The sequence below is a fragment of the Streptomyces sp. NBC_00247 genome, assembly GCF_036188265.1.
In the GTDB taxonomy this organism is placed as follows: domain Bacteria; phylum Actinomycetota; class Actinomycetes; order Streptomycetales; family Streptomycetaceae; genus Streptomyces.
Window position 1 is genome coordinate 2,424,359 of record NZ_CP108093.1, and the last position, 23,437, is coordinate 2,447,795.

Sequence of the window (23,437 nt, forward strand, 5' to 3'; positions counted from 1 at the left end):
GTTCCGTGCCAGTGCCGGTGATGCCGGTGGCGCTCACGGTGCTGGTGGTTCTGGTGGTACGGACTCGGGTGTGGACGGGTCAGGCGGCGGAGGCGCCGGCCGGCACCGGGGTTTCGACGCGTGCGCCGGTGGCGCTGGAGCGGTAGACCGCCTCGATGATTTCGACGACGTGCCGCCCGTGGTCCGCCGTGACGGCCGGCGCGCTCTCGCCGCGTACCGCCGCGCGGAACGCGGCCAGTTGCGCGGCGAACGCCCGGGGCACGTCCTGGGAGGACTCGGCGGCGAGCACGGTGGGGACGCTGCCGGGCACGTGCTCGGTGTGCAGGGTCGCGCCGGACCCGCGCGCCACCCGGATCGCGCCGCGCTCGCCGATCAGGAGCAGCTCGTCGCGGGAGGGCAGCCCGGTGCTGGTGACGCCGATGTGGCCGACGAGGCCCCCTTCCAGCTCCAGCCGGGCCATCATGTCGGTCTCGATGCCGGGGAGCGCGCCGGCCCGGTGCACCGCGTTGGCGCTGACCGCGCGGACCCGGCGGCCGGCCAGCCAGACGAGCCGGTCCACACAGTGCGTACCGATGTTGACGAAGACACCGCCGCCGGAGACCGCCGGGTCGAAGAACCAGGCGGGACGGCTGCCCGGCCGGTAGTCGGTGGAGCGCCAGTCGCTGACGGCGAGCAGTTCGCCGATGGCGTCGGCGTCGAGCGCCGCGCGGGCGGCCACCATCGGGGGCAGGAAGTGCTGGATGTGCCCCACGAAGAGCGTCACCCCGGCGTCCGCGCAGGCCTGCTCCATGACCGTGCACTCGGCCGAGTTGGTGGCCATGGGCTTCTCGACGAGGACATGCAGACCGGCCGCCGCGCTGTCGGTCACGATCGCGGTGTGCAGGGCGTGCGGGGTGTTGACCACGACGGCGTCGACGGTGCCCGAGGCGATCAGTGCGCGGTGGTCGGTGAACACGGCGGCGCCCAGGGGACCGGCGACCCCGCGCGCGGTCGCTTCCACGAGGTCGCAGACGGCCGTGACACGCACCCCAAAGGCGGTCTCGGCGGCCTGCGCGTGCAGGACGCCGACCGCTCCGGCGCCGATCAGACCGAGCCGTATGTCCGTCACGAGGTGATCTCCCGTTGCTTGGGTGAGGGGGTGGGTGAGGGGAAGGCGGTGGTGGAGGTGGTGGCCGCCGGGCGGTGGCCGCCGCGGGTCAGGTGGGCCGGGCGCCGCAGGACTGGCGGACGGTGATGCTGGGGCGCAGCAGGATGCGGTGGCGGGCCGATCCGGGTTCGCGGAGCCGTCGCAGCAGCGTCTCGGCGGCGGTGCGGCCCAGCAGGTGTTTGGGGGGCGCCACGGCAGTGAGCGGGATGTCGGCGAGGTCGGCGATCTCGTCGTCGTACGCGACGAGTGCGAGATCGTCGGGGACGGTGAGCCCGGCCCGGCGGGCGGCGCCCTCCAGGAGTGCGGCCTGCCGGTCGCCGAAGCAGACGGCGGCGGTGGCGCCGCCCGCCCGGAGCGCGGCGAGGGCGCGGTCGGCGGTGGCGGGACTCCACTCCTGCCGGGTCGCCTCGAACTCCGTTGTCGCGCAGCCGAGTTCGGCCGCAGCCTGACGGTACCCCTCGATCAGCGGCGGGGCGGTCGGGGCGGGTGCGCGCAGGACGAGCCCGATCGAGCGGTGGCCCAGTGCGGCGAGGTGCCGTACCGCGTCGTAGGCGCCCGCCTCGTGGTGGGTGCAGACGTACTCGCTGGTGTCGCCGAGCGAGGTGCCGCGCCGCTCGATCAGGACGGCCGGGACCGGCAGAGCGGCGATCCGTGCCAGGTAACTCTCGCGGTGCTCGGGCCCGTTGAAGGTGGGGACGAGCAGCAGTCCGTCCGCTCCGCCGTCGAGGAGATCCGCCACGTCCCTCGCTTCGCGCTCCTGGTCGTAACCGGAGCAGGTGAGCAGCAGCCGGGCGCCGGCGGCGGACAGCCCCTCCTCGATGCCCTGGAGGACCTGCGGGTAGTAGAAGGTGGTGTCGGGGACGAGTACGCCGATCAGGGCGCGGGCGGTGCGGGGGGCGTCGGGTGCCAGGACGAAGGTGCCAGAGCCCTGCCTGCGCACGACGAGCCCCTCGGCGATCAGTTCGTCCACCGCGCGGCGCACGGTGGAGACCGACGAGCCGCTGCCGAGGGCGAGTTGCTTCTCGGTGGGCAGGCGTCCGCCGACCGGCCAGACTCCGGCGCGCACCTGCTGCCGCAGCTCTTGGGCGAGCAACCGGAACTTGAGGTCCTTGGGCCCCTCCGCGACGGCCCTGCGGCCGGGCGTCTCGTGGGCCCTGTCGGCGGGCGGGTTGTCGTCCATGCCGTCGGGCGTGTTGTCGTCCATGTCGTCTCCCTCGGAGGTCACTTGACGGAGCCGACGGTCATGCCTTCGATGATCCGGCGGCCCAGCCATACGTAGCAGGCGAGGACCGGGAGGACGACCACGGCCACGCCGGCGAACAGGCCGCCCCAGTCCGCGCCGTTGTACTGCATCTGCTGGAGGAAGCCGAGAAGTGCCAGGGAGAGTGTCTGGTGGTCGGTGTTCTGGATGAAGACGAGGGCGAACACGGTCTCGCCCCAGTGCTGGATCACGTTGAGGATCAGCACGGTGACCAGGCCGCCACGCGCCAGCGGGAGCATGACCTGCCAGAACGTGCGGAAGGCGGACGCCCCGTCCAGTGCGGCGGCCTCCTCCAGTTCGACCGGCAGGGTCGAGAAGAAGCCGGTGAGGAAGAAGACGGCGAAGGGCAGCGAGGTCGCGACGTAGACCACGATCAGGCCGAACAGGCTGTCCACGAGCAGCAGTTTGTTCATGACCACGAAGAGCGGCAGCATCACGACCTGTGCCGGGATGCCGAGGCCGAGGGCGAAGAAGAGGACGAAGCCGCCGTTGAACCGGGTGGTGACCCGGCTGAGGACGTACGCGGCGGGCGCGGCGAACACGAGGGTGATCACGGCGGTGCCGCCGACCACGACGACCGTGTTGACGGCCGCCACCCCGAAGTTCCCCTCGCTCCAGGCCCGCGAGTAGTTGTCCCAGTGCAGGGCGCCCGGCAGGTGCCACGGCGAGCTGAAGATCTCGTCGGCGCTCTTCAGCGAGGAGAGCAGCAGCCACAGCCCGGTGAGGATGTTGAAGCCTGCGACGATCCAGACCAGCGGGACGCCGAGTACCTGGGTGGTGGTGAGCCGGCTCCTCGTGCGGGCGAGGCGGCCGGGGGGACGACCGGACGTGGTGACGGCCATGGCGGCGGGCCTCCTGTGGTCTGGGGTACGCGGGATCATCGGGGTGTCCCGGGTGAGCGGGACGGTTCGGGCGCCGGGCCGCGCCGCGGTGGACGGGAGCCCCCGGGCGCGATCCGGTCGGGGGTGGACCGCGCGGTCAGAACTGCACGGTGTCGCGCCGCATGACGCGGCGGATCAGGACGACGAGTACGCCGACCAGGGTGACCATCACGACGGCGCTCGCCGCGGCGGAGCCGTAGCGGGGTACGCCACCGGAGGCGAAGGCCTCCCCGTAGGTGTAGAGCGCGGTGTTCCACACCCCGGCGTCCGGCATCTGTCCGGCCGCGCCGGCGAAGGCGTAGATGAACTCGAAGACCTTGACGGCGCTGATGGTCCACAGCACCGCGCAGACGCCGACGACCTCCCACATCAGGGGCAGGGTCACATGGCGGAACTTCTGCAGCGCGTTGGCTCCGGCCAGCTCGCAGTCCTCGTACAGCTCCGGCGGGATCTGGTCCACCGCGGCCATCAGGATGGTGGTGTAGAAGCCGGTGGACGTCCAGACCAGGCCGACCATGATGACCCGGAAGATATTGCTCTGGCCGAGCCAGTTCGGCGGGTGCTCCATGCCCAGCGCGCCCACGAGCGCGTCGGCGAGCCCGTCGTGCTGGAAGAGGAAGCCCCAGAGGATCGACAGGACCACGCTGGGCACGATGTTGGGGAAGAAGAGGATGGAGCGGGCGGCCTTGCGGCCCTTCATGTCCCGCAGCACCATCGTCAGCCCGAAGGAGACCAGGAAGGTCAGTCCGCCGACGCCCAGAATGATCCACAGGGTGTTGGCGAAGGACTGCTGGAAGGTCGGATCGTCGAACAGACGGCGGTAGTTGTCGATGCCGACGAAGCTCATGGGGCCGGCGCCGCCCCACTTGTTGAAGCTGAGCCACACCGTGTAGAGCGACGGGCCGGCGAAGAACACCACGTAGACGAGGACGGCCGGCGCGAGGAGGGGCCAGAACAGCTTGCGGCGCCGGACGGCGAGCGGGCTGGGGCGGGCTTCGGACGGCTTCTTCCCGGGGCGCCCCTTGCCGGTGGCGGCGGGCGCCGCCGCCCCGGTCGAGGTCCCGCCGTCGGACGTCGCGCCGCGGCCCTCGGTGTCGGTGGACGCAGTCCCGGTGTCCGTCGTCGCGGTGGCCGTCGTCCCGGCGGGCGTCACGAGGCGTTCTTCCAGTAGTCCGCGGTGCCGGACTTGAGCTTCCCCGCGAAGGACTCGGCGCTCGACTTGCCGGTGATGAAGCTGGTGTTGAGCGGCTGGAAGACCTTGGTGTACCACTCGGCGGCGGTCTCCTTCACGCCGTCGAGCGTCTTCACGGGCGTACCGGAGGCCAGAGCCTTCTGCGCGTCGGCGAGTTCGGCCGGGGCGGGGATGTCCGCGCGCGGGGTGATGTTCTTGGCCTCGGTGGAGATGCCGGAGAGCTGCTTCTTGGCGAGGAAGTAGGCGATGAACTTGCTCGCGGCGTCGGTGTTCTTCGCCTTCTTCGGGATGGAGAAGCCGATGAGCGAGATGTCCTGCGCCTGCTTCCCGCCGTCCGTGTTCACGGCCGGCACGGGGAACGAGCGGTAGCTGAAGCCGGGCGAGGCGAACTCGGCGGTCTCGCTGGGCGCGAAGGTACCCAGCAGCAGGAAGTCGGACTTGCCCTTGGCCCACTTCTGCTGCACGGCGGGCCACTTGGAGCCGTCGTACCCACCGGTGAAGTCGTCGGCCTTGACCAGGTCCTGGACCCTCTTGAGCGCGGCGACGAACTCCGGTGCCTCGAAAGCCTTTCCGGTCGGGTCGGCGGCGGCCTTTCCGAAGGCGCCCGGGCCGAGTGCGCGCAGAACGGCGTAGTACGTCCAGTAGGCGGAGTAGTCCGCGATGTCGGAGTCCAGGGCGAGCGGGCCGTCGCCCCGGGCCTTCTTCCGGTCCGCCAGCAGCGCGGTGAACTCGTCCCAGGTGGCCGGCGGCTCGGCGGCCACGTCGGGCAGGGCCTTGCCGTCGTACCAGACCTGGGTGGTCAGCACCTCGTAGGGGATCTGCCAGAGGGTGCCCTCGTCCGTGTTCAGATCGCGGTAGGAGGCCGGTACGACGCTGCCGACGGTGTTGCCGCTCTCCCCCGGGATCTCCTGGTCGAGTACGGAGGTGAGGTCGAGCGCCTGCCCGGTTGCCTGGAGTTGTGCGTAGGCGAAGCGGTCCGACGAGTCGACCAGGTCGGCGGGAACGTTGGAGGTGTTCAGAGTCGGCGCCAGCTGCTGGACGACCTGTCGCCCCTTCCACTGGACGCTGACCTTGATGCCGGTGTCCTCGGTGAACGCGTCGATCGCCGCCTGAACCACCTTGGCCTGCGGTTCGTTCTGCTTCCACATGGACCAGTAGGTGAACGAGTCGCCGCCCCCGCCCGCCGAGGAGGCGCCGGACGAACAGGCGGATGCCGTGAGGCCGAGGGTCGCCGCCAGGGCGACGGCGAGAACGGTGCGGCGCGAGAGGCTCGCGGATCGGTCGGAAGGCATGGCTCTCCTCGGAAACGGGGGTCTGAGGCGGGGCTGGCGAAGTGGCCCAATGATTTCCAGCCATTCATAGAGCGGTCAATCGCTTCTTGAGCGCATGAATCCCCTATGAATTCTCCGAGGCCGAGGCATCTTTCCCGCGAGGAAGGGCCTAACACCAGGTGATCGCGTGCGACGGGAGGGGAACCAGGAGTCGAACTCAATCGCAAGACATCAGCAATTCATATCGTTGAAACAGTTGACTTATCCGGCCACCAGAGCCCACGCTCTGCACAGCCCGGCGAACCCGCCGAGGCGCCCGGGGCGCCACCGCCGCCCGCTCGACTCGGGTACCGGCGGCCCGACTTCGGTGCCGCCCCGCCGGCTTCCGTACCGGTGGCCCGGCTCCGGTGCCGGGCGCCCGATCTCCGGTACCGCCCGCTCGGCTCCGGTACCGCCCGCTCGCCCCCGCCGCCCGCGCGACCCCCGCTCGACCCCCGTTCGGCTCACCCGAGGAGGACTTCCCATGGCCAGCCGCGACCCGCTCCGCCCCAACGTCCTGTTGATCCTCTCGGACGACCAAGGGCCGTGGGCCATGGGCTGCGCGGGCAACGACGAGATCCACACCCCGCATCTGGACGCGCTGGCGGACCGCGGGGTCCGTTTCAGCCGCTTCTTCTGCACCTCGCCGGTCTGCTCGCCGGCCCGCGCCTCGCTCTTCACCGGTGAACTGCCGTCCCAGCACGGGGTGCACGACTGGCTCTCGTACCATCACGCCGGACGGACGGGCATCGACTTCCTGTCCGGCCGGACCCTCTTCACGGATGTCTTCGCCGACGCCGGTTACCGCCTCGGCCTCAGCGGCAAGTGGCACCTGGGCGCCAACGACCGCCCGCGCAAGGGCTTCGTGCACTGGTACGCGCACGAGAGCGGCGGCGGCCCGTACTACGGCGCCCCGCTCTACCGCGACGGCGTCCGCACCGAGGAGCCGTCCTACCTCACCGACGCGCTCGCCGACGACGCCCAGGAGTTCCTCACCGCCGAGTCCGGCCGCCCGGAGCCCTTCCACCTCTCCCTGCACTTCACCGCCCCGCACAAGCCCTGGAAGGGCCAACACCCGCCTGAATACACGGCGTTGTACGAGGACTGCGCGTTCGACAGCTGCCCGCAGGGCCCCGCGCACCCCTGGCAGCCGCTGGACGAGAACGGCGCCCCGGTCGGCGGTGAGAGCGACACCCGCGAGGCCCTCATCGGCTACTTCGCCGCCACGACGGCCATGGACGCCGCCATCGGCCGGGTGCTCGCCCGGCTCGACGCGCTCGGCCTCACCGGATCGACCCTGGTGATCTTCACCAGTGACAACGGCTTCAACGCCGGGCACCACGGCATCTGGGGCAAGGGCAACGGCACCTTCCCGCAGAACATGTACGACAGTTCGGTGCTCGTCCCCTGCCTGATGTCACAACCCGGCCGCATCCCGGCCGGCCGGCACAGCGAGGCGCTGCTGTCCCAGTACGACGTACTGCCGACGCTCGTGGAACACCTCGGCATCGACCACGACCATGACCCCGCCCTCCCGGGCCGCTCCTTCGCGGACATCCTGGCGGGCACGGACGGCGCCCCGGCCGACGAAGCGGCCACCGGGGCGATCACCGGCGCAGCCGCCGGACCGGTCCGCGCGGGCGACGCCGACCGCGAGCGGGTCGTGGTCTACGACGAGTACGGCCCGGTGCGCATGATCCGCACCCGGGACCGCAAGTACGTCCACCGCTACCCGCACGGACCGCACGAGTTCTACGACCTGACCGCCGATCCGGGCGAGGAGCGCAACCTCGTCGGCGACCCGTCCCGCGCCGCCGAGCGCGTCGCCCTCGCCGCCCGTCTGGACGCCTGGTTCGCGCGGTACGTGGACCCTGCCCAGGACGGCGCCCGCCTGCCCGTCACCGGCTCCGGCCAGCGGACTCCGGTCTCCCCCGGCTCACTGCCGACGGCCTTCGAACCGGCCCCGGGCAGGGCCTCCTGAGGCAGCGGTGACGGTTCCGGCGAGTCCGGCCGCAGCCGTCCGCGCGGAGGCCGCGCGGACGGCTCGCGCGGGCCGATCGCACCCCTGTCAACCTGCCTCCCGGATTTCATCCCCCCGCTCCCGACCGGCGGCCCGGGCGTCCGGAGCGGACACCGCGACGACGCCGGTAGGGCCCCGGCACCGCACCCGGACGACTCCCGCGCGGGTCGGTCCCGGATTCCATACCAACCGCCCCGTTTCTGCCTCACTCTGGGTATCCGAAGATCACCCTTCGGATACGGAGAGGACGAGAAGAGTGAACGCCAAGAGAAGCGAACCCGCCGTCGGAGCACTGGTGGTGGACGCGTCACGCCCCGGTGTGATCGGCGAGTTCCGGAGCGTCTCGGGCTCTTTCTGGCAGCTGCGGCCGGTGGCCGGAGGGGCCGAGTGGCAGGCCGATCCGGAGCAGGTGCGGTTCGCGGACCCCGCCGAGCGGCTGCGCGCCGAGAACGCGCGGTGCAACGCGCGGAGCCGGGGCGAGCGGCTGTGACCCACTAGGCGGACGGCAGCCAGGGGCCGGGCCCACGCCCGGCGACCGGCGACCGGCGACCGGCGACCGGCGACCGGCGACCGGCGACCGGCGACCGGCGACCGGCGACCGGCGCGGAACGATCCCCGCCCCACGAGGTCGGCCGGCCGGTGCGGAGCGTGTCGTACGCATCGGCCACGACTGCGCCGTCACGGATCGCCGGCAGGCCGAGCAGGGCCGGGGGCAGCGTCACCCCGAGCGCCCTCTCGGCCTCACGCACCGCCTCGTCCGTCGGAGGCGGCTGGACGCGGGGCTCACTGTCGCCCCAGAACCCCGCCACGGCCTCGTCGAATCGCCCCGCGGGCGCAGCCCACGACGCCGGGGGCAACCCCTGGCGCATCGCCGCTCCTCGGATCAGGAACGCTCTTTGGGGTGCGACATCCCTGATTCCCCCCAGGAACCCGAGCCTCCCGCGTTACGTTGCGGCCGACTCCGACATCGAGACGGAAGAGGCGAACAGACAATGGCACGCACGGAGTTACTTCCCCCGACGGACGTGTGGCTGCTGGTACGGGCGCTGCCGGTGCCGTTGCAGGGCGCGACCCACCGGCTGGCGGACGCCCTCGCCGCGCTCCACGGCCCGAGGTTCGCCGTCTGGCACACCAACGAGTTCGTGTTCGGCGTCCGCGAGGGGCGGTTGTTCCTGCGGACCCTGGGCGGCGCGGAGGTTCCCGCCCCGAAGGTCGTCCTCGTGCGCCAGACCCCGGGCTCCATGCACCACGATCGCGAGGTGACCCTGCTGCGGCACCTGGAGCGCATGGGGTCCACCCTCCTCAACCCGCTGGCGGCGCATCTCGTCTGCCGCAACAAGGTCTGGCAGATGCAGGAACTGGCCTTGGCCGGCCTGCCGGTGCCGGACACACTCTCGTACGGGACGGCGCCCCTGGAGGGGGTGGTCCGTACTCAAGGTCTCGACACCCCGTGCGTGGTCAAGTCGGTCACCGGCCACAAGGGCAAGCAGGTCTTCCTCGCCCCCGACACCCACCTGCTGCGCGGTATCGCGGGGGCTCTGGCGCAGGAGACCCCGCACCTCTTCCAGCAGTACGTCGCGCACTCGCACGGCCGGGACCTGCGGCTGATCGTGGTCGACGGCGAGACCGTGGGCGTGGCCGTACGCACCTCCCGCAACGGCGGCCTCGCCTCGAACATCGGCCAGGGCGGCTCCGCCACCGTCTGCCCGGGCGAGTACCCGGAGGCGGAGGCGCTGGCCGTGCGGGCGGCCGGGGCGATGGGCCTCGCCATCGCCGGGGTGGACCTCCTCTTCGCCTCCGAGGACACCTTCACGGTCTGCGAGGTCAACGCGGTCCCCGGCTGGCGCCCGCAGATGACGGCGGTGATCCCCGCCATCACGGCGGGCGTCGACCGCCGTATCGAGGCGTGGAGCGGCTGAGCCGGGCCCCCGCCGGCGCTTCCGTACGAGCGCGCGGAGGACCGGCGCCGACTGGCCGGGTGCGCCCGCGTGTCATGCGGTCGAGGACGGCCGGTGGCCGGCGGGCCCCGTCCGCCGCCTCTACCCGTCCGCGTCGTACGTCAGCAGGTCACCAGGCTGGCAGTCGAGGGCCTCGCAGATGCGGGTCAGTGTGGTGAAGCGGATCGCGCGGGCCCGTCCGTTCTTGAGGATGGACAGGTTCACATTGGTGACACCGACCCGGGAGGCGAGCTCCGCGAGGGTCATGCCGCGGTCGGTGAGCAGTCGGTCGAGGTGGACCTCGATCCCATGGCTCCCGTTGTCGTCCACCACCGTCACACCGTCCCGTCCAGATCCTCCCGCATGGCCACCCCGGCGCGCATGACGCGGGCGAACGTGAGGATACCCAGGGCGGTGAGCACGAGTGCGTAGGGCGGCTCCCAGCCCCCCAGCCAGCTGTCGGCGGTGAACGGGTGGTCCTGGGCCAGGGTCGCCAGCAGGGCGGCGTGGGCGGCGGCTTCCACCAACTCCCCGATCAGGCAGCCGAGCAGCAGCCACCAGCCCGCGACGCGCAGGAGCTTGGCCACCCGTGGGGTGAAGACGCCCTCGCGGGAAGCGCCCTGCACCAGGCGGTTCAGCAGGAACAGCACGCCCATGAGCAGCACCCACGAGGGGAAGCCGCCGAGGAAGTCGAACAGCCGCTGCGCGCCGTCGGCGTGGTCGGTGCAGTACGACGGTCGCGCCATGACCTCGGCCCCCGGCCGGGGGGCGAAGATGCTCGTGAACGAGTCCGCGCCGTAGTCCGCGCGGTCCTCGGCGCACACGGACGAACCGCCCCACATCAGGTGCGGCCCGGCGCCGATCAGGGGTGCTAGTGCACCGATGACGAAGCCCCCGAGAAGCAGTCGGTAGACGCCCCGGACCACCGTGGAGAGCGGCTCCAGCAGTCTCTTCTCCGCACGGTCGCCGTCGTGTGACGCCGACCGATCCCGCGACTCGGCCCGTCCGGACCCCCGCACCTCAGCGAACACCAGTGCCCCCGTATCGAATATCGATGTTATCGAGAAACGATAAGAGCGAGGGAGGTGGAGGTCAACCCCTTCTCGGACGCGCGGCGCCGTCGGCCGGACGCCGGGCCGGTGCCAGGACAGCGGCGTCCGCCCGAAGAGGAGCGGCGCCGGCGTGGGCGACCGCAGGCGCGCGAAGGCCCCGGTAGCCGGGCTACCAGGGCCTTCGTGGGACGCGGTGTCAGCCCGTGGCTGGCTGGACGCCGGGGCGGGACATGGCTTGCCGGGAGGCGCCCTACGGGCGGTTGCGGCAGAGGCAGAACGGGTGCCCGGCCGGGTCGGTGTAGACCTGCCAGCCGTAGCCGGACTCGCCGACGCAGCTCTTCAGGAAGGTGGCGCCCAGCTCGGTCACCCGGCGCCGTTCGGGCTCGAACTCGTCCACTTCGAAGTCGAGGTGGAACTGCTGCGGATGGTCCTGACCCGGCCAGCTCGGCGGCCGGTAGTCCGCCACCCGCTGGAACGACAGCTCGATGCCGTCGTTGCGCAGGTTGACCCAGTCCTCCTGGCTGCTGTCGGTGTTGATCTCCCAGCCCAGCACCTCGGCGTAGAACTCGGCCAGCTTCCACGGGTCGGGGCAGTCGAGGATGACGTCGGTGAACTTCAGCATCGGAGCATCATAAGCGCGATGCCGGACGCCCGCGGTGAACAAGTCCGGGCGCTGCCGCACCGGTTCGGCGGAGATCCGGGCCGTGGTACCGGGCCGCCCACCGGCGGGCTCCGGTCCGCCCTCTCTCCTCGCCGACGTCGCGCCCTCGGCCCCGGGGGCCCGTCTTCGCTCCTCGGCGGTGTGGCGTCGACACGTTCTCGGGGCAGGCGGCCCATCGTAGGGATCACCGGGAAAGCGCCTGGTGAAAGGTGCGGACCATGCCGGAGAAGAGGAGGACGACGGTGGAGTGGGAGCTGCGCGAGGAGTTCGGGACGCCCGATGGCGTCATGCGGTGGAGGCGCTTCGGCGACGCGGACGCCACCGGTGGCGCCCCCGTCGTGCTGGTGCACGGCACCCCTTACTCCTCCTTCCTCTGGCGGGACATCGCGCCGGCGCTCGCCCGTACCCGCCAGGTCTTCGTCTTCGACCACCTCGGTTTCGGCCGGTCGGAGCAGCGCGAGGGCCAGGACCTCGGTCTGGCGGCCCACGCGAGGAGGTTCGCCGCCCTCCTCGACCACTGGGGACTGTCCTCCCCCAGCGTCGTCGCGCACGACATCGGCGGCGCCGTGGCCCTGCGGACGTTGCTGCTGGAGCGGCGGAACTACCGGGACCTGACCCTCTTCGACGCGGTGAGCGGCGGCGACTGGGAGCGAGGGCTCTTCCGGCTCTTCCTGGAGCACACGGAGGTGTTCGAGCAGCTGCCGGGGTACGCGCACGAGGCGCTGGTCGCCGCCCACCTGCGGCACGCCACGCACGTCGGTTTCCGGCCGGGAGTCCTCGACGCGTACCTCGCGCCGTGGCGGGGAGCGTCGGGCCAGGCCGCGTTCTACCGCCAGTACAGCCAGATCAGGCAGGCGGACACCGCCCCGTACGAGGAGTTGCTCGGCACCATCTCCCTTCCCGTACGGCTCATCTGGGGGCGGGAGGACCGCATCCTCCCCCCGGAGTACGCGCGTTGGCTGCACGAGCGCGTTCCGCACGCCGAACTGCACTGGATCGAAGGCGCGGGCCACCTCCTCCAGGAGGACGCGGCGGGGCAGCTCGCGGCCCGTCTCACCGCCGGGTTCCCCGCGAGCGCGTGAGGACGGCGGCTCAGCCGAGTGCGGGGTCGTCCAGGTCACCGATGGTGCCCATTCCTCCGTCCCCTTCCGACCATCCCGACGCGTCCGGCATCTGGCTCTCGAAGTAGCGGTTCACCGCACCGCTGCCGTGCTCGTCGATGATCCGGGCCACGTCCGGATGTACGGACCACCGCGCGCGTCCGGCCCGGCGGCTTGGTGTCGACGCGGGCGGCGGGCGGCAGGCGCCGGGGGCACCTCACCGGGCGCCTATCCTCGCCCGTATGACGACGGACCGGGCGGCACAGGCCGCCGAACGGCTGGGCCGGGGGCACCGTCCCGACGGTCCGGCTACACCGCCCCCAGCCGGGCGGGACGCCTCTCCGCCGCGGCTCTCCGAGGAGGAAGTCCGCGCGGCGGAAGCGGAGCTGGGCATCACGTTCCCGGAGGGGTACCGGGAGTACCTGCTCCGAAGGAGCGCCGGCGGGCGGGTCAAGCGACTGCTTCACACCCCGGAGGGATGGCGCTGGGAAGAGGACTGGCGTACCAACCACGCCCTGCTCTCCACCCCCTTTCCGCATCCGGACTCCTACCGTGCCCGCGAGGACGAACTGGACGCCCGTGAGCCCCGGCCGGAGGACTTCCCGGACCCCGGCGCGCACCGGGCCGCGTGGGCGCGGTGGGACGCCGAGTACGAGGTGTTCCAGGAGCACAAGACCGCCGGGGCGGTGTTCATCCAGGACAACGGCTGCGGCTTCTCGACGCTTCTCGTGGTCACCGGTCCGCACCGGGGCACTCTGTGGTTCGACGGCCGGGCAACCTGCGACCGGATCCTTCCGTTGGACCTGGACGGCGGGCCGGTGCTGTTCCCGGAGTGGCTCGACCGGAACTCCATGGACCTGCTCGGCTGGTGAGCCCGTCGGCGGCCTACCGCCGCTCCCCGGTCGTCTCTCCGGGTCGCGTCATGGTCATGCCCAGGTCCTGGCGCATCCCTTCGCGCAGGGCGACCAGACGCTCCCACAGCTCCTCGATCTGCCCCTCCAGGACGTCGAGACCGTCCCCCGGGTCGGTCGCGCCGGTGTCCAGCCGCACGGCATGGCGGTGCATTTTCTGCAGGGCGCCGTTGACCCGGCCGGCCAAGCCGTGGACCTCGTCGGAGGCGAGGATGTTCACCTCCGCGTGGTGGGCGACGTACGCCCGCCAGCTCTCGTGGAGCGTGTCACGGCACGGACCGTCCACCCCGCCCGTCCGCCGCAGATCGGCCGCGCAGGCCGCGAGCGCGTCCCGGACCGAGCGGGACGCGGCGTTGAACCGTACGTAGACGGCCTGCCGTTCGGCGAGGAGCCGATCCTCCCGGGCGCGCGTCAGGTCCTCCTGCCGGTGGCGCTCGACGCGCTCCTGCTCCCGCCGGTGGACCCGCTGTGCGTGGCGCTGCGCGAGCAGGACCGAGACCAGCGACACCGCGCCTCCGATCACCGCCGCCGCCAGCGTCAGCATCGCCGCACCCATCGCGTCACCCCCTGCGACCGCCCGTCGTCACGGTAACCGATCCGCCACCCGGCACGTCCGGCCTTGCGGTCGTTCCACCGCGGCGGTACCGGGCCGCCCACGTCATGGCAGCACCCGGCAGAGTGCGTCCAGGGTCCCCTTCCAGGCGCTGTCCGAGGGACTTCCGTAACTGATGACCAGCGCGTCCCGCTCCCGTGCGGCGTCCGGGTGGCGGAAGTAGGAGAGGCCCTCCAGCGCCAGTCCCTGGAAGGCGGCGGCCGAGATCACCGAACGTTCGGTGCCCTCGGGGAGTTCGAGGACCGCGTGCAGCCCGGCCGCGATGCCGCTGATCCGGATGCCGGGGGCCCGCTCGGCCAGGGCGGCGACGAGCTGGTCGCGTCGGCGCCGGTAGCGCAGCCGCATCGCTCGCACATGACGGTCGTACGCGCCCGAGGCGATGAACTCCGCGAGGGTGAGCTGATCCAGGGAGCTGGTCGTCCAGTCGGAGAAGCCCTTGGCGTCGGCCAGTTCCGCCACCATGCCGGCGGGCGCCACCATCCAGCCCAACCGGAGCCCCGGAGCGAGGGACTTGCTCACCGTGCCGATGTGGACGACGCGGTCGGGGTCGAGTCCCTGGAGGCTGCCGACCGGCTGGCGGTCGTAGCGGAACTCGCCGTCGTAGTCGTCCTCGACGATCAGCCCGCCCGTCGCACGCGCCCAGTCGACGACCGCCACCCGGCGGTCCGGATGCAGCGGCACCCCGGTGGGGAACTGGTGCGCGGGCGTCATGAGCACGGCCCCCGCCTCGGGCCTGTCCGCCAACGCGCCCACCACCGTGCCGAGTCGGTCCACCGGCACGCACGGCGTGCGCAGTCCGGCCCGCGCCAGGGCCGTACGGTGGAAGTCGAGTCCGTACGAGTCCACGGCGACCTCGCGCACCTCACGCCGCGCCAACACCTCGCCGACCAGGCGCAGTCCGTGGATGAAGCCCGAGCAGATCACCACGCGTTCCGGGTCGGCGTACACCCCGCGCGCCCTGCCGACGTACTCCGCGACGACGGTGCGCAGTTCGGTGCGCCCGCGCGGATCGCCGTATCCGAATGCTCCGTCCGGCGCATCGGTGAGCGCGCGGCGGGACGCGCGGAGCCAGGCGGCGCGCGGGAAGGAGGCCAGGTCCGGCTGGCCGGGCATCAGGCTGTACGTGGGCAGCCTGCGGGCCGGCAGGGTCCTGCGGGCGACCGGGGTCCCGCCACGCGGCTCCGCCCGCCGCGCGACACGGGTCCCGGAGCCCTGGCGGGCGGTGAGCCACCCCTCGGCGACCAGTTCCGCGTAGGCGTCGGCCACCGTGTTCCGCGCGATCCCCAGGTCGGCGGCGAGCGCCCGGGAGGACGGCAGCCGGCTGCCGGGGGCCAGTCTCCCCGTGCGGACGGCGTCCCGCAGCGCCTCCATCAGTCCGTCGCGCAAGCCTCCGGCGTGCGGCTCGATGTGCAGGTCGGCGCCGAAAGTGGCCCAGGAATCCGTCATGGAAATGGACCATAGTCCGGTGCCACCCGAGCCGTAGCGTGGTGGGCATGACGACACGGAGCCACACCCACGCCACGTCCGAGTTCACCCCCGAGCACACCCCGCGCCTCAACTGGGCGGAGCTCGCCCCCGACGTCTACAAGGCCATGGTCCGGCTGGACGCGGCGGCCCGTAAGGGACTCGACCCCGTCATCGGCGAGCTGGTGAAGATCCGCTCCTCGCAGCTCAACCACTGCGCGTTCTGCCTGGACATGCACACCAAGGACGCCCTCGCGCAGGGCGAGACCGTCCAGCGGATCGTGCAGCTCAGCGCGTGGGAGGAGTCGAAGCACTTCTACACGGAGAAGGAGATCGCGGCGATCGAACTGACCGAGGCGATCACCGTCGTGACCGACGGGTTCGTGCCGGACGAGGTCTGGGAGAAGGCCGCCAAGCACTTCGACGAGACCGAGCTGGCCCACCTGGTCGCCGCGATCAACGTGATCAACGGCTGGAACCGCTTCGCCGTGAGCACCCGCATGGTCCCGGGCCACTACACCCCGGGCGCGCACTGACCCACCCCCGGCACCCGCCGCACCGCACCGACCCGCCCGGCACGCACCGGACTGCCGGGGGGCGCCCCGGTGCGTCGGCCGGTGCGTCCGGCGGTGCGTCGGCCGGTGCGTCCGGCGGTGCGTCGGCCGGTGCGTCCGGGACGCCCCGCGGGCCGCGGCCCGCGGGGCGTTTCCCTGCCCGGACCCGCGTCCGGTGCGTCCACGCCGTGTCCCGCCCGCACCGTCGGCCGCCTCCCTCCACTCGCCCCGATCCCGGAGCAACACCACAATTTCGGCGCCGAATTGCCCGTCGGGCCCGGCGGGCGGTGCCCGCGTTCAACGGGCCCTGCGGCGGCGAGAAATGTCCTCACTCTCCGCGGATCAGCGAAGGAACCCTGCCTGCTCGAAGCATCTGTGTTCGTGACACCCTCCATGGCATGCTCTCGCCAGCGCCCCGCCGTTTCCGGCGGGGCGCGTCGAGTTGAGTCCCGGAAGGACGAACCCGCAGATGCCCTCTCCTCTCATATCCAGGCTCGCCATCGCGCTGACATTCACCACAGTGGCCTCGGCCTCGATCACGGGTACCGCCGCGACGGCCTCCCCCGCGCCGAGCGGCTCGCAGGCTGTTCCCGCCCGGGGGGCGATCGTGAACGCCGCGCGCTCCGCGGCCTTCGCGCACTCCGCCAAGACCGGACTGAGCGGACTGAGCGGGCTGGTCGCCACGGACGTCATGGCCGACCGGAACGGCCGGCAGCACGTGCGCTTCTCGCAGACCTTCCGGGGCATTCCCGTCATGGGTGCCGACATCGTTGTCCACCTCAGCAGCACTTCCGGGTACCTCGGCGTGACCCGCGCCGCCGACAGAGCGGTCTCGGTGCCGTCGGTGGCGGCGAAGGTCACCACCGGACAGGCCCGCGCCAAGGCCGCCTCGGTGGTCTCGAACGGCTCCGCCTCGACTCCTCGCCTGGTGGTGCGGTTCCACCAGGGCACGAGCATCCTCGCCTACCAGGTGGGGGTGTCCGCGGGCGCGGACGCGGCAGCCTCCCGCTCGGTACTGCTCGACGCGGTGACCGGCAGGGTGGTGAGCGACGCGGCGGCCCTGGACGAGTTCATCTCGCCCAAGCTGGAGAACAAGCTCCTGGCCCTGGGAGAGCGCGCGAGACCTGCCAAGACCACGACCACGCCCGCGTTCGCACCGGCGGCCAGGCGGTTCGTCGCCTCGTACCCCGCCCCGGCGGTGGGCACCGGCGCGTCGATGTACGACGGCACGGTGACCCTGAACACCACCCAGACCGCGGCGTCCTCGTACACCCTCACCGACACCACCCGCGGCGGCGCCCAGGTCAAGAACGCCAAGAACAAGTCACTGTCGGAGTCGAGCGTCTTCACCGGCTCCACCGTCATGACCGACACGGACGACAAGTGGGGCAACGGCACCACGTCCGACACCAACACCGCCGGGGTGGACGCCCAGTACGGGATGACCTCGACCTTCGACTTCTACAAGAAGACGTTCGCCCGCAACGGCATCAAGAACGACGGCGCCGGCCCGCACGGCGTCGTCCACTACGCCCGCGACTACGGCAACGCCGGGTGGAGCGACGGCTGCTGGTGCATGGTCTACGGCGACGGTGACGGCTCGACCTTCACCAAGCCGCTGACCCAGCTGGACGTCACCGGGCACGAACTGACGCACGGGGTGGTGTCGTCCACGGCAGGCCTGGAGACCGACTACGACGCGGCCGGCGACCAGATCGGCGAGGCGGGTTCGCTCAACGAGTCACTGGCCGACATCTTCGGCTCCGCCGTCGAGTTCACCACCGACAACCCCACGCACGCCCCCAACTACCTGATGGGCGAACAGCTGGGCCTCGCGCAGGGGTTCCTGCGCCGGCTCGACCACCCGTCACTGGACAAGCTGGAGGGCACCGTCGACTACTGGAGCACGAAGGCTCCCAGTACGGAGGTGCACGCGGGCTCCGGCGTCTCCTCCCACGCCTTCTACCTGCTGGCGGAGGGCAGCGGGAGCAAGACCATCGGTGGCGTCCCCTACAGCTCGGCGACGTACGACGGTTCGAAGGTGACCGGCATCGGCCGCGACAAGGCGGTGGCGATCTTCTACCAGGCACTGACCCGGTACATGGTCTCCAGCACCGACTTCCACGACGCCCGCACGGCGACCCTGCAGGCCGCGGCGGACCTGTACGGGCAGAGCGGCACGGAGTACGCGGCGGTGAACAAGGCGTGGGCGGCGGTGAACGTCACCGCCGCCAACGGCTGAGCACGGCCCCCGCTTCCGGCCGCCCCGGGGTCAGAGCGCCGATCCCCGCGGCTCGAAACCGGCGACCGCCTCGGCGAGGATCTCCTCGTGGAGCGGCCACTCCGTGTCGGGTGCGGCGACCAGCAGGGCGTACAGCCTGCCGTCCGACGCGGTGAACACCCGGTCGAGCACCTTGCGGCGGGTACCGGTCGCCTCGTGGTCGTACGCGTAGACCAGCTCGGCCGCGTCGCCGCCGTCCGGGGAGTCCACCGCCCCGACGCTGATCTCCTGGAACCCGGGGCTGGCCCTGCGGCTCTCGGAGGCGGCGTGCGCGGCGTCCAGGGCGCTGGTGAACCCGGTGACCTGCCAGACCTGGAGCAGCGAGGTGCCGTCCGCCGAGGTGTAGTAGACGCCGTGGTCGTCCTCGGTGCGGTTCTGCCACTCCTCGGGCACGGTGACGGTGAAGCCGCCCGGGTCGTCCACGGCCGTGTACCCGGGGCCTGCCGTCGCCGAGGTCTCCTCGTCGGTGGGGGCCGGTCCCTCGCCGGTCGGTTCGGCGAGGGACTCCTCACCGGTGCCCTGCCCGCCGGCCGCCTCCGCCACGGGGGCGGTGTCGGAGGCCGGCGCTCCCTGCGTCGCGGGGGCGGGGTCCTGGGCGAGCGTGAACCAGAGGGCGGCCGTGCACGCGGCGAGCACGCCGACCGTGAGCCCGGCGGTGAGCGGGGTGAACCGTTGCCACCAGGTCCCGTCGCCGTCCCCGGGTTCGACCTCGCCGACGAACCCGCCGGGGAAGCCGTCCGCGAACCCGCCCCGCCCGTCCGGCCCGTAGACGTACCCGGACCGCGTCGGACCGTCCGACGCCTGCGGGGGCGCGGGCGGCTGCGGCGGGCCCGGAGGCAGGGAGGGGTACCCCATCGGCGGACTCGGGGCCACCGGCGGGGAGTCCGGCAGGGGTGGCGGGGCGGCCGGCGGAGTGTGCTCCCCGGTCTCCCACCTCTGTGTCTCGTCGTTCCAGCGCGGCGCGCCGCCCCCGGTCATCGGTCAGCCTCCCAGCAGGGCCGCGAGTTCATGGCCGACCGCGACACCCGATGCCAGCGTCGCGACGAAGGCACCGGCCGCCTCCATGGCGTCGCGGAGCCGGACGAGCCGCCCGGGTTCGGCGGCGCCGCCGGTCTCGATCTCCTCGGCCACGACGGCGAGTTCGGTGTCGAGGCGGCCGGTGGCGTCCGTCGCGACGAAGCGGGCGAGGTCCGCGCGCAGCTCCTTGACCGTACGCAGCAATTCCGCCTGGTCCTCGGCGACCGGCACGCTGTTCTGGTTCTGCGTCACGGTGTTGTGGTCGCCGATGGCGAACGCGCTGCCCGTCACGGAACCGATGCGCACACCGGCCGGCGGTCCCTGCTGGCCGTCCGTGCTTCCCATGGTCATCTCCCTCCGGTGGAGCGGGTCACTTCTTCGGGCCCTCGGCGGCGAGCGGCGAGGACGGTCGGGGGGACGACGCCGGCCTGCCGGCGTCGTGATCCGGTCCCGACCGGGGCTCACCGCCCGCCCTGGAGTCCGGCGACGCGTCGGAGGCGTCGCGTCGCTCCGCGCGCGTCCGGTTGCTGGTGACGGTGTTGTGGTCGCCGACGCCGATGGCGCTGTCGACCGCGGACTCGATGAAGACCCCGCCCGCCCCCACTTGGATGATCTTCTGCTCGAACTCGTCGGTCTGCCAGCCGGCTTCGCGCAGCGCCAGCCGTACCCCGCTGGTCACCCGGTCCTCGATGCTCTTGAGGTAGCGGTCGACGTCCATCTCCTGGAAGAGCGCAGCCCCGGTGTCCGAGGCGAGCTGCCGGACCGAGAGTCCGGGTCCCTCGGGAAGCGCTCCGCCGAAGCCCTCGGTGAGCCGGCGCCGTACGCCGACAGCTGTCTTGAAGAGCGTCGTCAGGGAGGCCACCAGGGAGTCGGGCACGCGGGTGGCTGCCCAGTACGCCTTGCCGAACCAGCTGTTGTTGCGGTGCTGGTGTGCGATCTGGTCCGCGTCCCGGAAGTACGGCAGCAGCGGCGTCAGTATGTGCGGGGCGACCTCCAGCATCAGCATCCCGCCCTGGGTGTGGACCCGGACGAAGACGGTGACGACAACCTCTTCGCCCCAGCCTCCGACCCTGATCCGCAGGAAGTGGCGACGGCCTTCGCCGCCCTCCTCCAAGGCTGCCCGCCGGTGCGTCTCGAACCCCTCGGGCCCGTACGGGGCGTCCTGCCGCCTCGGCAGCCCTCGCACCGGGAGGAAGACGCACTCGTCGACCTCGAGTTCACGCAGACGGTCGCGCACGGCCTCTGCGGCCTGCGGCGATCCGTGCGGGGACGGCACCCGGAGCCCTTCGAGCAGCGGCACGATCCGGCGGAGGATGGCCGCGTTGTCGAGGGGTTCGGCCTCGGTGTCCGTACGCGAGCGGAGCTCGACGGAGAGGTTCCACGCACGACGGGTGTCGCCGCTCCCGCAGAACGGATCGGTCTCGTTGTACATGATCAGCGGGGAGTGCTGCTCGACGCGGATGCGGTCGCGGAGCCGGCGGAACCGGCCACCCGCGGACCGCTCGGCCGGGTCGGCGGAGAGGTCGGCGAAGTGCTGCGGCGAGAGATGGGTGCCCATCACCCGTGCCCACCGGTCGCGTTGGACGACGAGGAGGGCGGCGATCCCGGCGAAGGCCAGCAGGCAGAGCCACGGCAGTGAGGTGGGCATGCCCTCCAGAAGTCCGGAGAGGACGCCGGGCCCCAGGACGAACACGCCGAGGAGGCTGCCGGAGAAGCCGTCGTCCGACCCGTACGAGCCACTGGAGTCGTAGGAGTAGGAGGAGGAGTAGGAGTCGCCGTCGTCGAACCAGTCGACGGTGCCGCCGAAGAGGGCGCCGACGACGACCACCAGGAACGCGACGAGGAAGAAGCGTCCGTACCAGCGCATCAACAGGGCCGGGAAGACCCGGTAGAAGGGCGGCTCCGCGGAGGTTCCCCGTACGGCACGGGCGAGACCGATGTAGACGGCCGCCATGGCCGGCAGGAGGAAGACGCCACGGGTGACGTAGACCGCCAGCGCCCAGCACGCCAGGACGCCCGCCGCCCACCGGAGCCGGGTCCTTTGCGCCCACAGGGCGTGCGCCAGGACGCGGGTCGCGTCGAAGCCCGCGGACGGGGCGACGATGCGGTTCTCCTGGACGTAGAGGTGGTCGATCACCGCGTCGCGGAAGCCCTCGTCGTGGTGGACCCCGGCGCAGAGCAGTCGGCAGGCTTCGCTGCCCGACGGATGCACCGGCGGCCTCGCGCGCGGCTCGTCCCCGCCGGGGGGCTCCTGCGACGGCACGGAGGTCACGGACACCGGCACCCCTTCGATGAGCAACCCGCGTCGTTCGCACGGGTGTTGCAGATGGGAAAGGACGCCAATGTAGCGGGCGGCGGAGTGGCGGTGCGAACTGATTGCGCGTCACGAGAGGGCCGTGCACGCAACCTTCACGTCCGCGCGTCGCAGCCCCTCCCCGCAGCCCTTTCCCGCAGGCGCGTCGCGGAGCCGGAGCACGACGGGGCCGGAACACGACGGGCCGGGCACTACGGGACCAGCCACACGGGGAACGGGCCACGACGCACCGGAGCGCCCGCACGGCCGATGCCGTACGGGCGCTCCAAAAGCCGGTGGGGCCGGGTGGCCCCTCAGGCTCAGATCAGGCCGAGCTCGCGGACCGCGTCGCGCTCCTCGACGAGCTCCGCGACCGACGCGTCGATGCGCGCACGGGAGAACTCGTTGATGTCCAGGCCCTGGACGATCTTGTACGAGCCGTTCTCCGTGGTGACCGGGAAGGACGAGATGATGCCCTCGGGGACGCCGTAGGAACCGTCCGACGGAATGCCCATCGAGGTCCAGTTGCCCTCGGCGGTGCCGTTGACCCAGGTGTACACGTGGTCGATGGCGGCGTTGGCGGCCGAGGCGGCGGAAGACGCGCCACGGGCCTCGATGATCGCCGCACCGCGCTTGGCGACGGTCGGGATGAAGGTGTCGGCCAGCCACACCTCGTCGTTGACGACCTCGGCGGCGTTCTTGCCGGCGATCTCCGCGTGGAAGATGTCCGGGTACTGGGTGGCCGAGTGGTTGCCCCAGATCGTCAGCTTCTTGATGTCGGAGACGGCGGCACCGGTCTTGGCGGCCAGCTGCGAGATCGCGCGGTTGTGGTCGAGGCGGGTCATCGCGGTGAAGCGCTCGGCCGGGACGTCCGGCGCGGCGGCCTGCGCGATGAGCGCGTTGGTGTTGGCCGGGTTGCCGACGACGAGGACCTTGATGTCGTCCGCGGCGTTGTCGTTGATGGCCTTGCCCTGGGGCTTGAAGATGCCACCGTTGGCGGAGAGCAGGTCGCCGCGCTCCATGCCCTTGGTACGCGGGCGGGCGCCGACGAGCAGCGCGACGTTGGCGCCGTTGAACGCGGCGTTGGCGTCGTCCGTGATCTCGATGCCGCGCAGCAGCGGGAAGGCGCAGTCGTCGAGCTCCATCGCGGTGCCTTCGGCGGCCTTGAGACCCTGCGGGATCTCCAGGAGACGCAGGTTGACCGGCACGTCCGGGCCGAGCAGGTGGCCGGAGGCGATGCGGAAGAGCAGCGCGTAGCCGATCTGGCCGGCCGCGCCGGTCACGGTGACATTCACGGGAGTGCGGGTCATGGCGATCTCCGTTAGACAGCTGGCGGTGGGGGCTCATGGCCCCTGGAGCTGGACATCTCCTGAATCTTGATGTGAAGAGATATCCGTCGGTCAGGCTATCCGACCCGGGCCACGCGGACCGCCCGCCCCCCTGTGTCACGGCCCACAGACCCTCCGTACCGACCCCCGGGGATCGGCACGTCCGGCCGGCGAGGGGGCGGGCGCGGCCACCTGTGCAGGGTGGTCATGAGGCGGTCGCACAGCGGTCACAGAGTGCCGGAATGGTCACTTCCGTGCCACAGGGAGCGGCCGTTCCTTGCCCCGACTGATCGTGTCCATGACTCTTGGAGCGGGTCGCGGACGGCGCTCGCGTCGCCGCCCGCCGGGGCAGTACCGCCCCGCCCACCCAGGTGTCCGTCCCTGTCGGGGGAAGGGACGGACACCGCGCGGGCCA

Annotated in this window: 23 protein-coding genes; 7 read left to right on the plus strand and 16 right to left on the minus strand. The window is 71.9% G+C overall.

Annotated features, from left to right (window positions below; all coding sequences use genetic code 11):
* Nucleotides 1–79: 79 nt before the first annotated feature.
* From OHT52_RS10080 to OHT52_RS10100, 5 genes are all read right to left on the minus strand, one after another.
* Nucleotides 80–1,108 (minus strand): Gfo/Idh/MocA family protein, encoded by a 1,029-nt coding sequence (locus tag OHT52_RS10080; RefSeq protein ID WP_328719793.1) that lies wholly within the window; start codon nt 1,106–1,108, stop codon nt 80–82.
* Between the two features lie 88 nt (nt 1,109–1,196).
* Nucleotides 1,197–2,351 (minus strand): LacI family DNA-binding transcriptional regulator, encoded by a 1,155-nt coding sequence (locus OHT52_RS10085; protein WP_328719794.1) that lies wholly within the window; start codon nt 2,349–2,351, stop codon nt 1,197–1,199.
* A 17-nt stretch (nt 2,352–2,368) separates the two neighbouring features.
* The gene (locus tag OHT52_RS10090) at nt 2,369–3,250 is read right to left on the minus strand and encodes a carbohydrate ABC transporter permease (protein WP_328719795.1); all 882 of its coding nucleotides are present in this window, start codon (nt 3,248–3,250) and stop codon (nt 2,369–2,371) included.
* Between the two features lie 136 nt (nt 3,251–3,386).
* Nucleotides 3,387–4,442: a carbohydrate ABC transporter permease gene (locus OHT52_RS10095; protein WP_328719796.1), complete on the minus strand. Its 1,056-nt coding sequence runs from the start codon at nt 4,440–4,442 to the stop codon at nt 3,387–3,389.
* On the minus strand, nt 4,439–5,773 hold the full coding sequence (locus OHT52_RS10100; RefSeq protein WP_328719797.1) for an ABC transporter substrate-binding protein: 1,335 nt from the start codon (nt 5,771–5,773) through the stop codon (nt 4,439–4,441). Before OHT52_RS10100 ends, OHT52_RS10095 begins: the two co-directional genes overlap by 4 nt.
* Nucleotides 5,774–6,275: 502 nt before the next feature.
* Here OHT52_RS10100 and OHT52_RS10105 point away from each other — a divergent pair.
* Both OHT52_RS10105 and OHT52_RS10110 read left to right on the plus strand, forming a co-directional pair.
* Nucleotides 6,276–7,772, plus strand: a complete 1,497-nt coding sequence (locus OHT52_RS10105) for a sulfatase-like hydrolase/transferase (protein WP_328719798.1) — start codon at nt 6,276–6,278, stop codon at nt 7,770–7,772.
* Nucleotides 7,773–8,067: 295 nt separating this feature from the next.
* Entirely contained in the window at nt 8,068–8,301 is a 234-nt protein-coding gene (locus OHT52_RS10110; protein WP_328719799.1) for a hypothetical protein, read from the plus strand.
* A 4-nt stretch (nt 8,302–8,305) separates the two neighbouring features.
* Here the strand turns inward: OHT52_RS10110 and OHT52_RS10115 are convergent, their stop codons facing one another.
* Nucleotides 8,306–8,680, minus strand: a complete 375-nt coding sequence (locus tag OHT52_RS10115; protein WP_328719800.1) for a hypothetical protein — start codon at nt 8,678–8,680, stop codon at nt 8,306–8,308.
* Nucleotides 8,681–8,803: 123 nt separating this feature from the next.
* Here OHT52_RS10115 and OHT52_RS10120 point away from each other — a divergent pair, with 123 nt between their 5' ends.
* Complete coding sequence (locus OHT52_RS10120) at nt 8,804–9,730, plus strand: RimK family alpha-L-glutamate ligase (RefSeq protein WP_328719801.1); 927 nt, start codon at nt 8,804–8,806, stop codon at nt 9,728–9,730.
* Between the two features lie 120 nt (nt 9,731–9,850).
* Here the strand turns inward: OHT52_RS10120 and OHT52_RS10125 are convergent, their stop codons facing one another.
* The 3 genes from OHT52_RS10125 to OHT52_RS10135 form a co-directional block, all read right to left on the minus strand.
* Nucleotides 9,851–10,081: a helix-turn-helix domain-containing protein gene (locus tag OHT52_RS10125; protein WP_443046540.1), complete on the minus strand. Its 231-nt coding sequence runs from the start codon at nt 10,079–10,081 to the stop codon at nt 9,851–9,853.
* A 2-nt stretch (nt 10,082–10,083) separates the two neighbouring features.
* Nucleotides 10,084–10,779 carry a DUF2975 domain-containing protein gene (locus OHT52_RS10130; protein ID WP_328719803.1) on the minus strand — a complete coding sequence of 232 codons (696 nt, stop codon included), beginning with the start codon at nt 10,777–10,779 and terminating at the stop codon, nt 10,084–10,086.
* 271 nt (nt 10,780–11,050) lie between these two features.
* Nucleotides 11,051–11,422 carry a VOC family protein gene (locus OHT52_RS10135; RefSeq protein WP_328719804.1) on the minus strand — a complete coding sequence of 124 codons (372 nt, stop codon included), beginning with the start codon at nt 11,420–11,422 and terminating at the stop codon, nt 11,051–11,053.
* A 281-nt stretch (nt 11,423–11,703) separates the two neighbouring features.
* Here OHT52_RS10135 and OHT52_RS10140 point away from each other — a divergent pair, with 281 nt between their 5' ends.
* Nucleotides 11,704–12,543, plus strand: coding sequence for an alpha/beta fold hydrolase (locus OHT52_RS10140; RefSeq protein ID WP_443046782.1), 840 nt, complete (start codon nt 11,704–11,706; stop codon nt 12,541–12,543).
* Between the two features lie 10 nt (nt 12,544–12,553).
* Here the strand turns inward: OHT52_RS10140 and OHT52_RS10145 are convergent, their stop codons facing one another.
* Nucleotides 12,554–12,694 carry a hypothetical protein gene (locus OHT52_RS10145; RefSeq protein WP_328719806.1) on the minus strand — a complete coding sequence of 47 codons (141 nt, stop codon included), beginning with the start codon at nt 12,692–12,694 and terminating at the stop codon, nt 12,554–12,556.
* 109 nt (nt 12,695–12,803) lie between these two features.
* On the opposite strand from OHT52_RS10145, the gene OHT52_RS10150 reads away from it, so the two are divergent.
* Complete coding sequence (locus tag OHT52_RS10150; protein WP_328719807.1) at nt 12,804–13,433, plus strand: SMI1/KNR4 family protein; 630 nt, start codon at nt 12,804–12,806, stop codon at nt 13,431–13,433.
* A 13-nt stretch (nt 13,434–13,446) separates the two neighbouring features.
* Here the strand turns inward: OHT52_RS10150 and OHT52_RS10155 are convergent, their stop codons facing one another.
* Together OHT52_RS10155 and pdxR are read right to left on the minus strand one after the other, a co-directional pair.
* Nucleotides 13,447–14,028 carry a hypothetical protein gene (locus tag OHT52_RS10155; protein WP_328719808.1) on the minus strand — a complete coding sequence of 194 codons (582 nt, stop codon included), beginning with the start codon at nt 14,026–14,028 and terminating at the stop codon, nt 13,447–13,449.
* A gap of 102 nt (nt 14,029–14,130) precedes the next feature.
* Nucleotides 14,131–15,531: a MocR-like pyridoxine biosynthesis transcription factor PdxR gene (pdxR, locus tag OHT52_RS10160; RefSeq protein WP_328719809.1), complete on the minus strand. Its 1,401-nt coding sequence runs from the start codon at nt 15,529–15,531 to the stop codon at nt 14,131–14,133.
* A gap of 47 nt (nt 15,532–15,578) precedes the next feature.
* Here pdxR and OHT52_RS10165 point away from each other — a divergent pair, with 47 nt between their 5' ends.
* Together OHT52_RS10165 and OHT52_RS10170 are read left to right on the plus strand one after the other, a co-directional pair.
* Nucleotides 15,579–16,085, plus strand: coding sequence for a carboxymuconolactone decarboxylase family protein (locus OHT52_RS10165; RefSeq protein ID WP_328719810.1), 507 nt, complete (start codon nt 15,579–15,581; stop codon nt 16,083–16,085).
* Between the two features lie 487 nt (nt 16,086–16,572).
* Nucleotides 16,573–18,345, plus strand: coding sequence for a M4 family metallopeptidase (locus tag OHT52_RS10170; RefSeq protein ID WP_328719811.1), 1,773 nt, complete (start codon nt 16,573–16,575; stop codon nt 18,343–18,345).
* A 30-nt stretch (nt 18,346–18,375) separates the two neighbouring features.
* Here OHT52_RS10170 and OHT52_RS10175 read toward each other — a convergent pair whose 3' ends face one another.
* From OHT52_RS10175 to OHT52_RS10190, 4 genes are all read right to left on the minus strand, one after another.
* On the minus strand, nt 18,376–19,239 hold the full coding sequence (locus tag OHT52_RS10175; RefSeq protein ID WP_328719812.1) for a serine/arginine repetitive matrix protein 2: 864 nt from the start codon (nt 19,237–19,239) through the stop codon (nt 18,376–18,378).
* A 126-nt stretch (nt 19,240–19,365) separates the two neighbouring features.
* Nucleotides 19,366–19,752 (minus strand): hypothetical protein, encoded by a 387-nt coding sequence (locus OHT52_RS10180; RefSeq protein ID WP_328719813.1) that lies wholly within the window; start codon nt 19,750–19,752, stop codon nt 19,366–19,368.
* Between the two features lie 19 nt (nt 19,753–19,771).
* Nucleotides 19,772–21,679: a hypothetical protein gene (locus OHT52_RS10185; protein WP_328719814.1), complete on the minus strand. Its 1,908-nt coding sequence runs from the start codon at nt 21,677–21,679 to the stop codon at nt 19,772–19,774.
* Nucleotides 21,680–22,014: 335 nt separating this feature from the next.
* Nucleotides 22,015–23,004 carry a malate dehydrogenase gene (locus OHT52_RS10190; protein ID WP_328719815.1) on the minus strand — a complete coding sequence of 330 codons (990 nt, stop codon included), beginning with the start codon at nt 23,002–23,004 and terminating at the stop codon, nt 22,015–22,017.
* Nucleotides 23,005–23,437 lie beyond the last annotated feature (433 nt).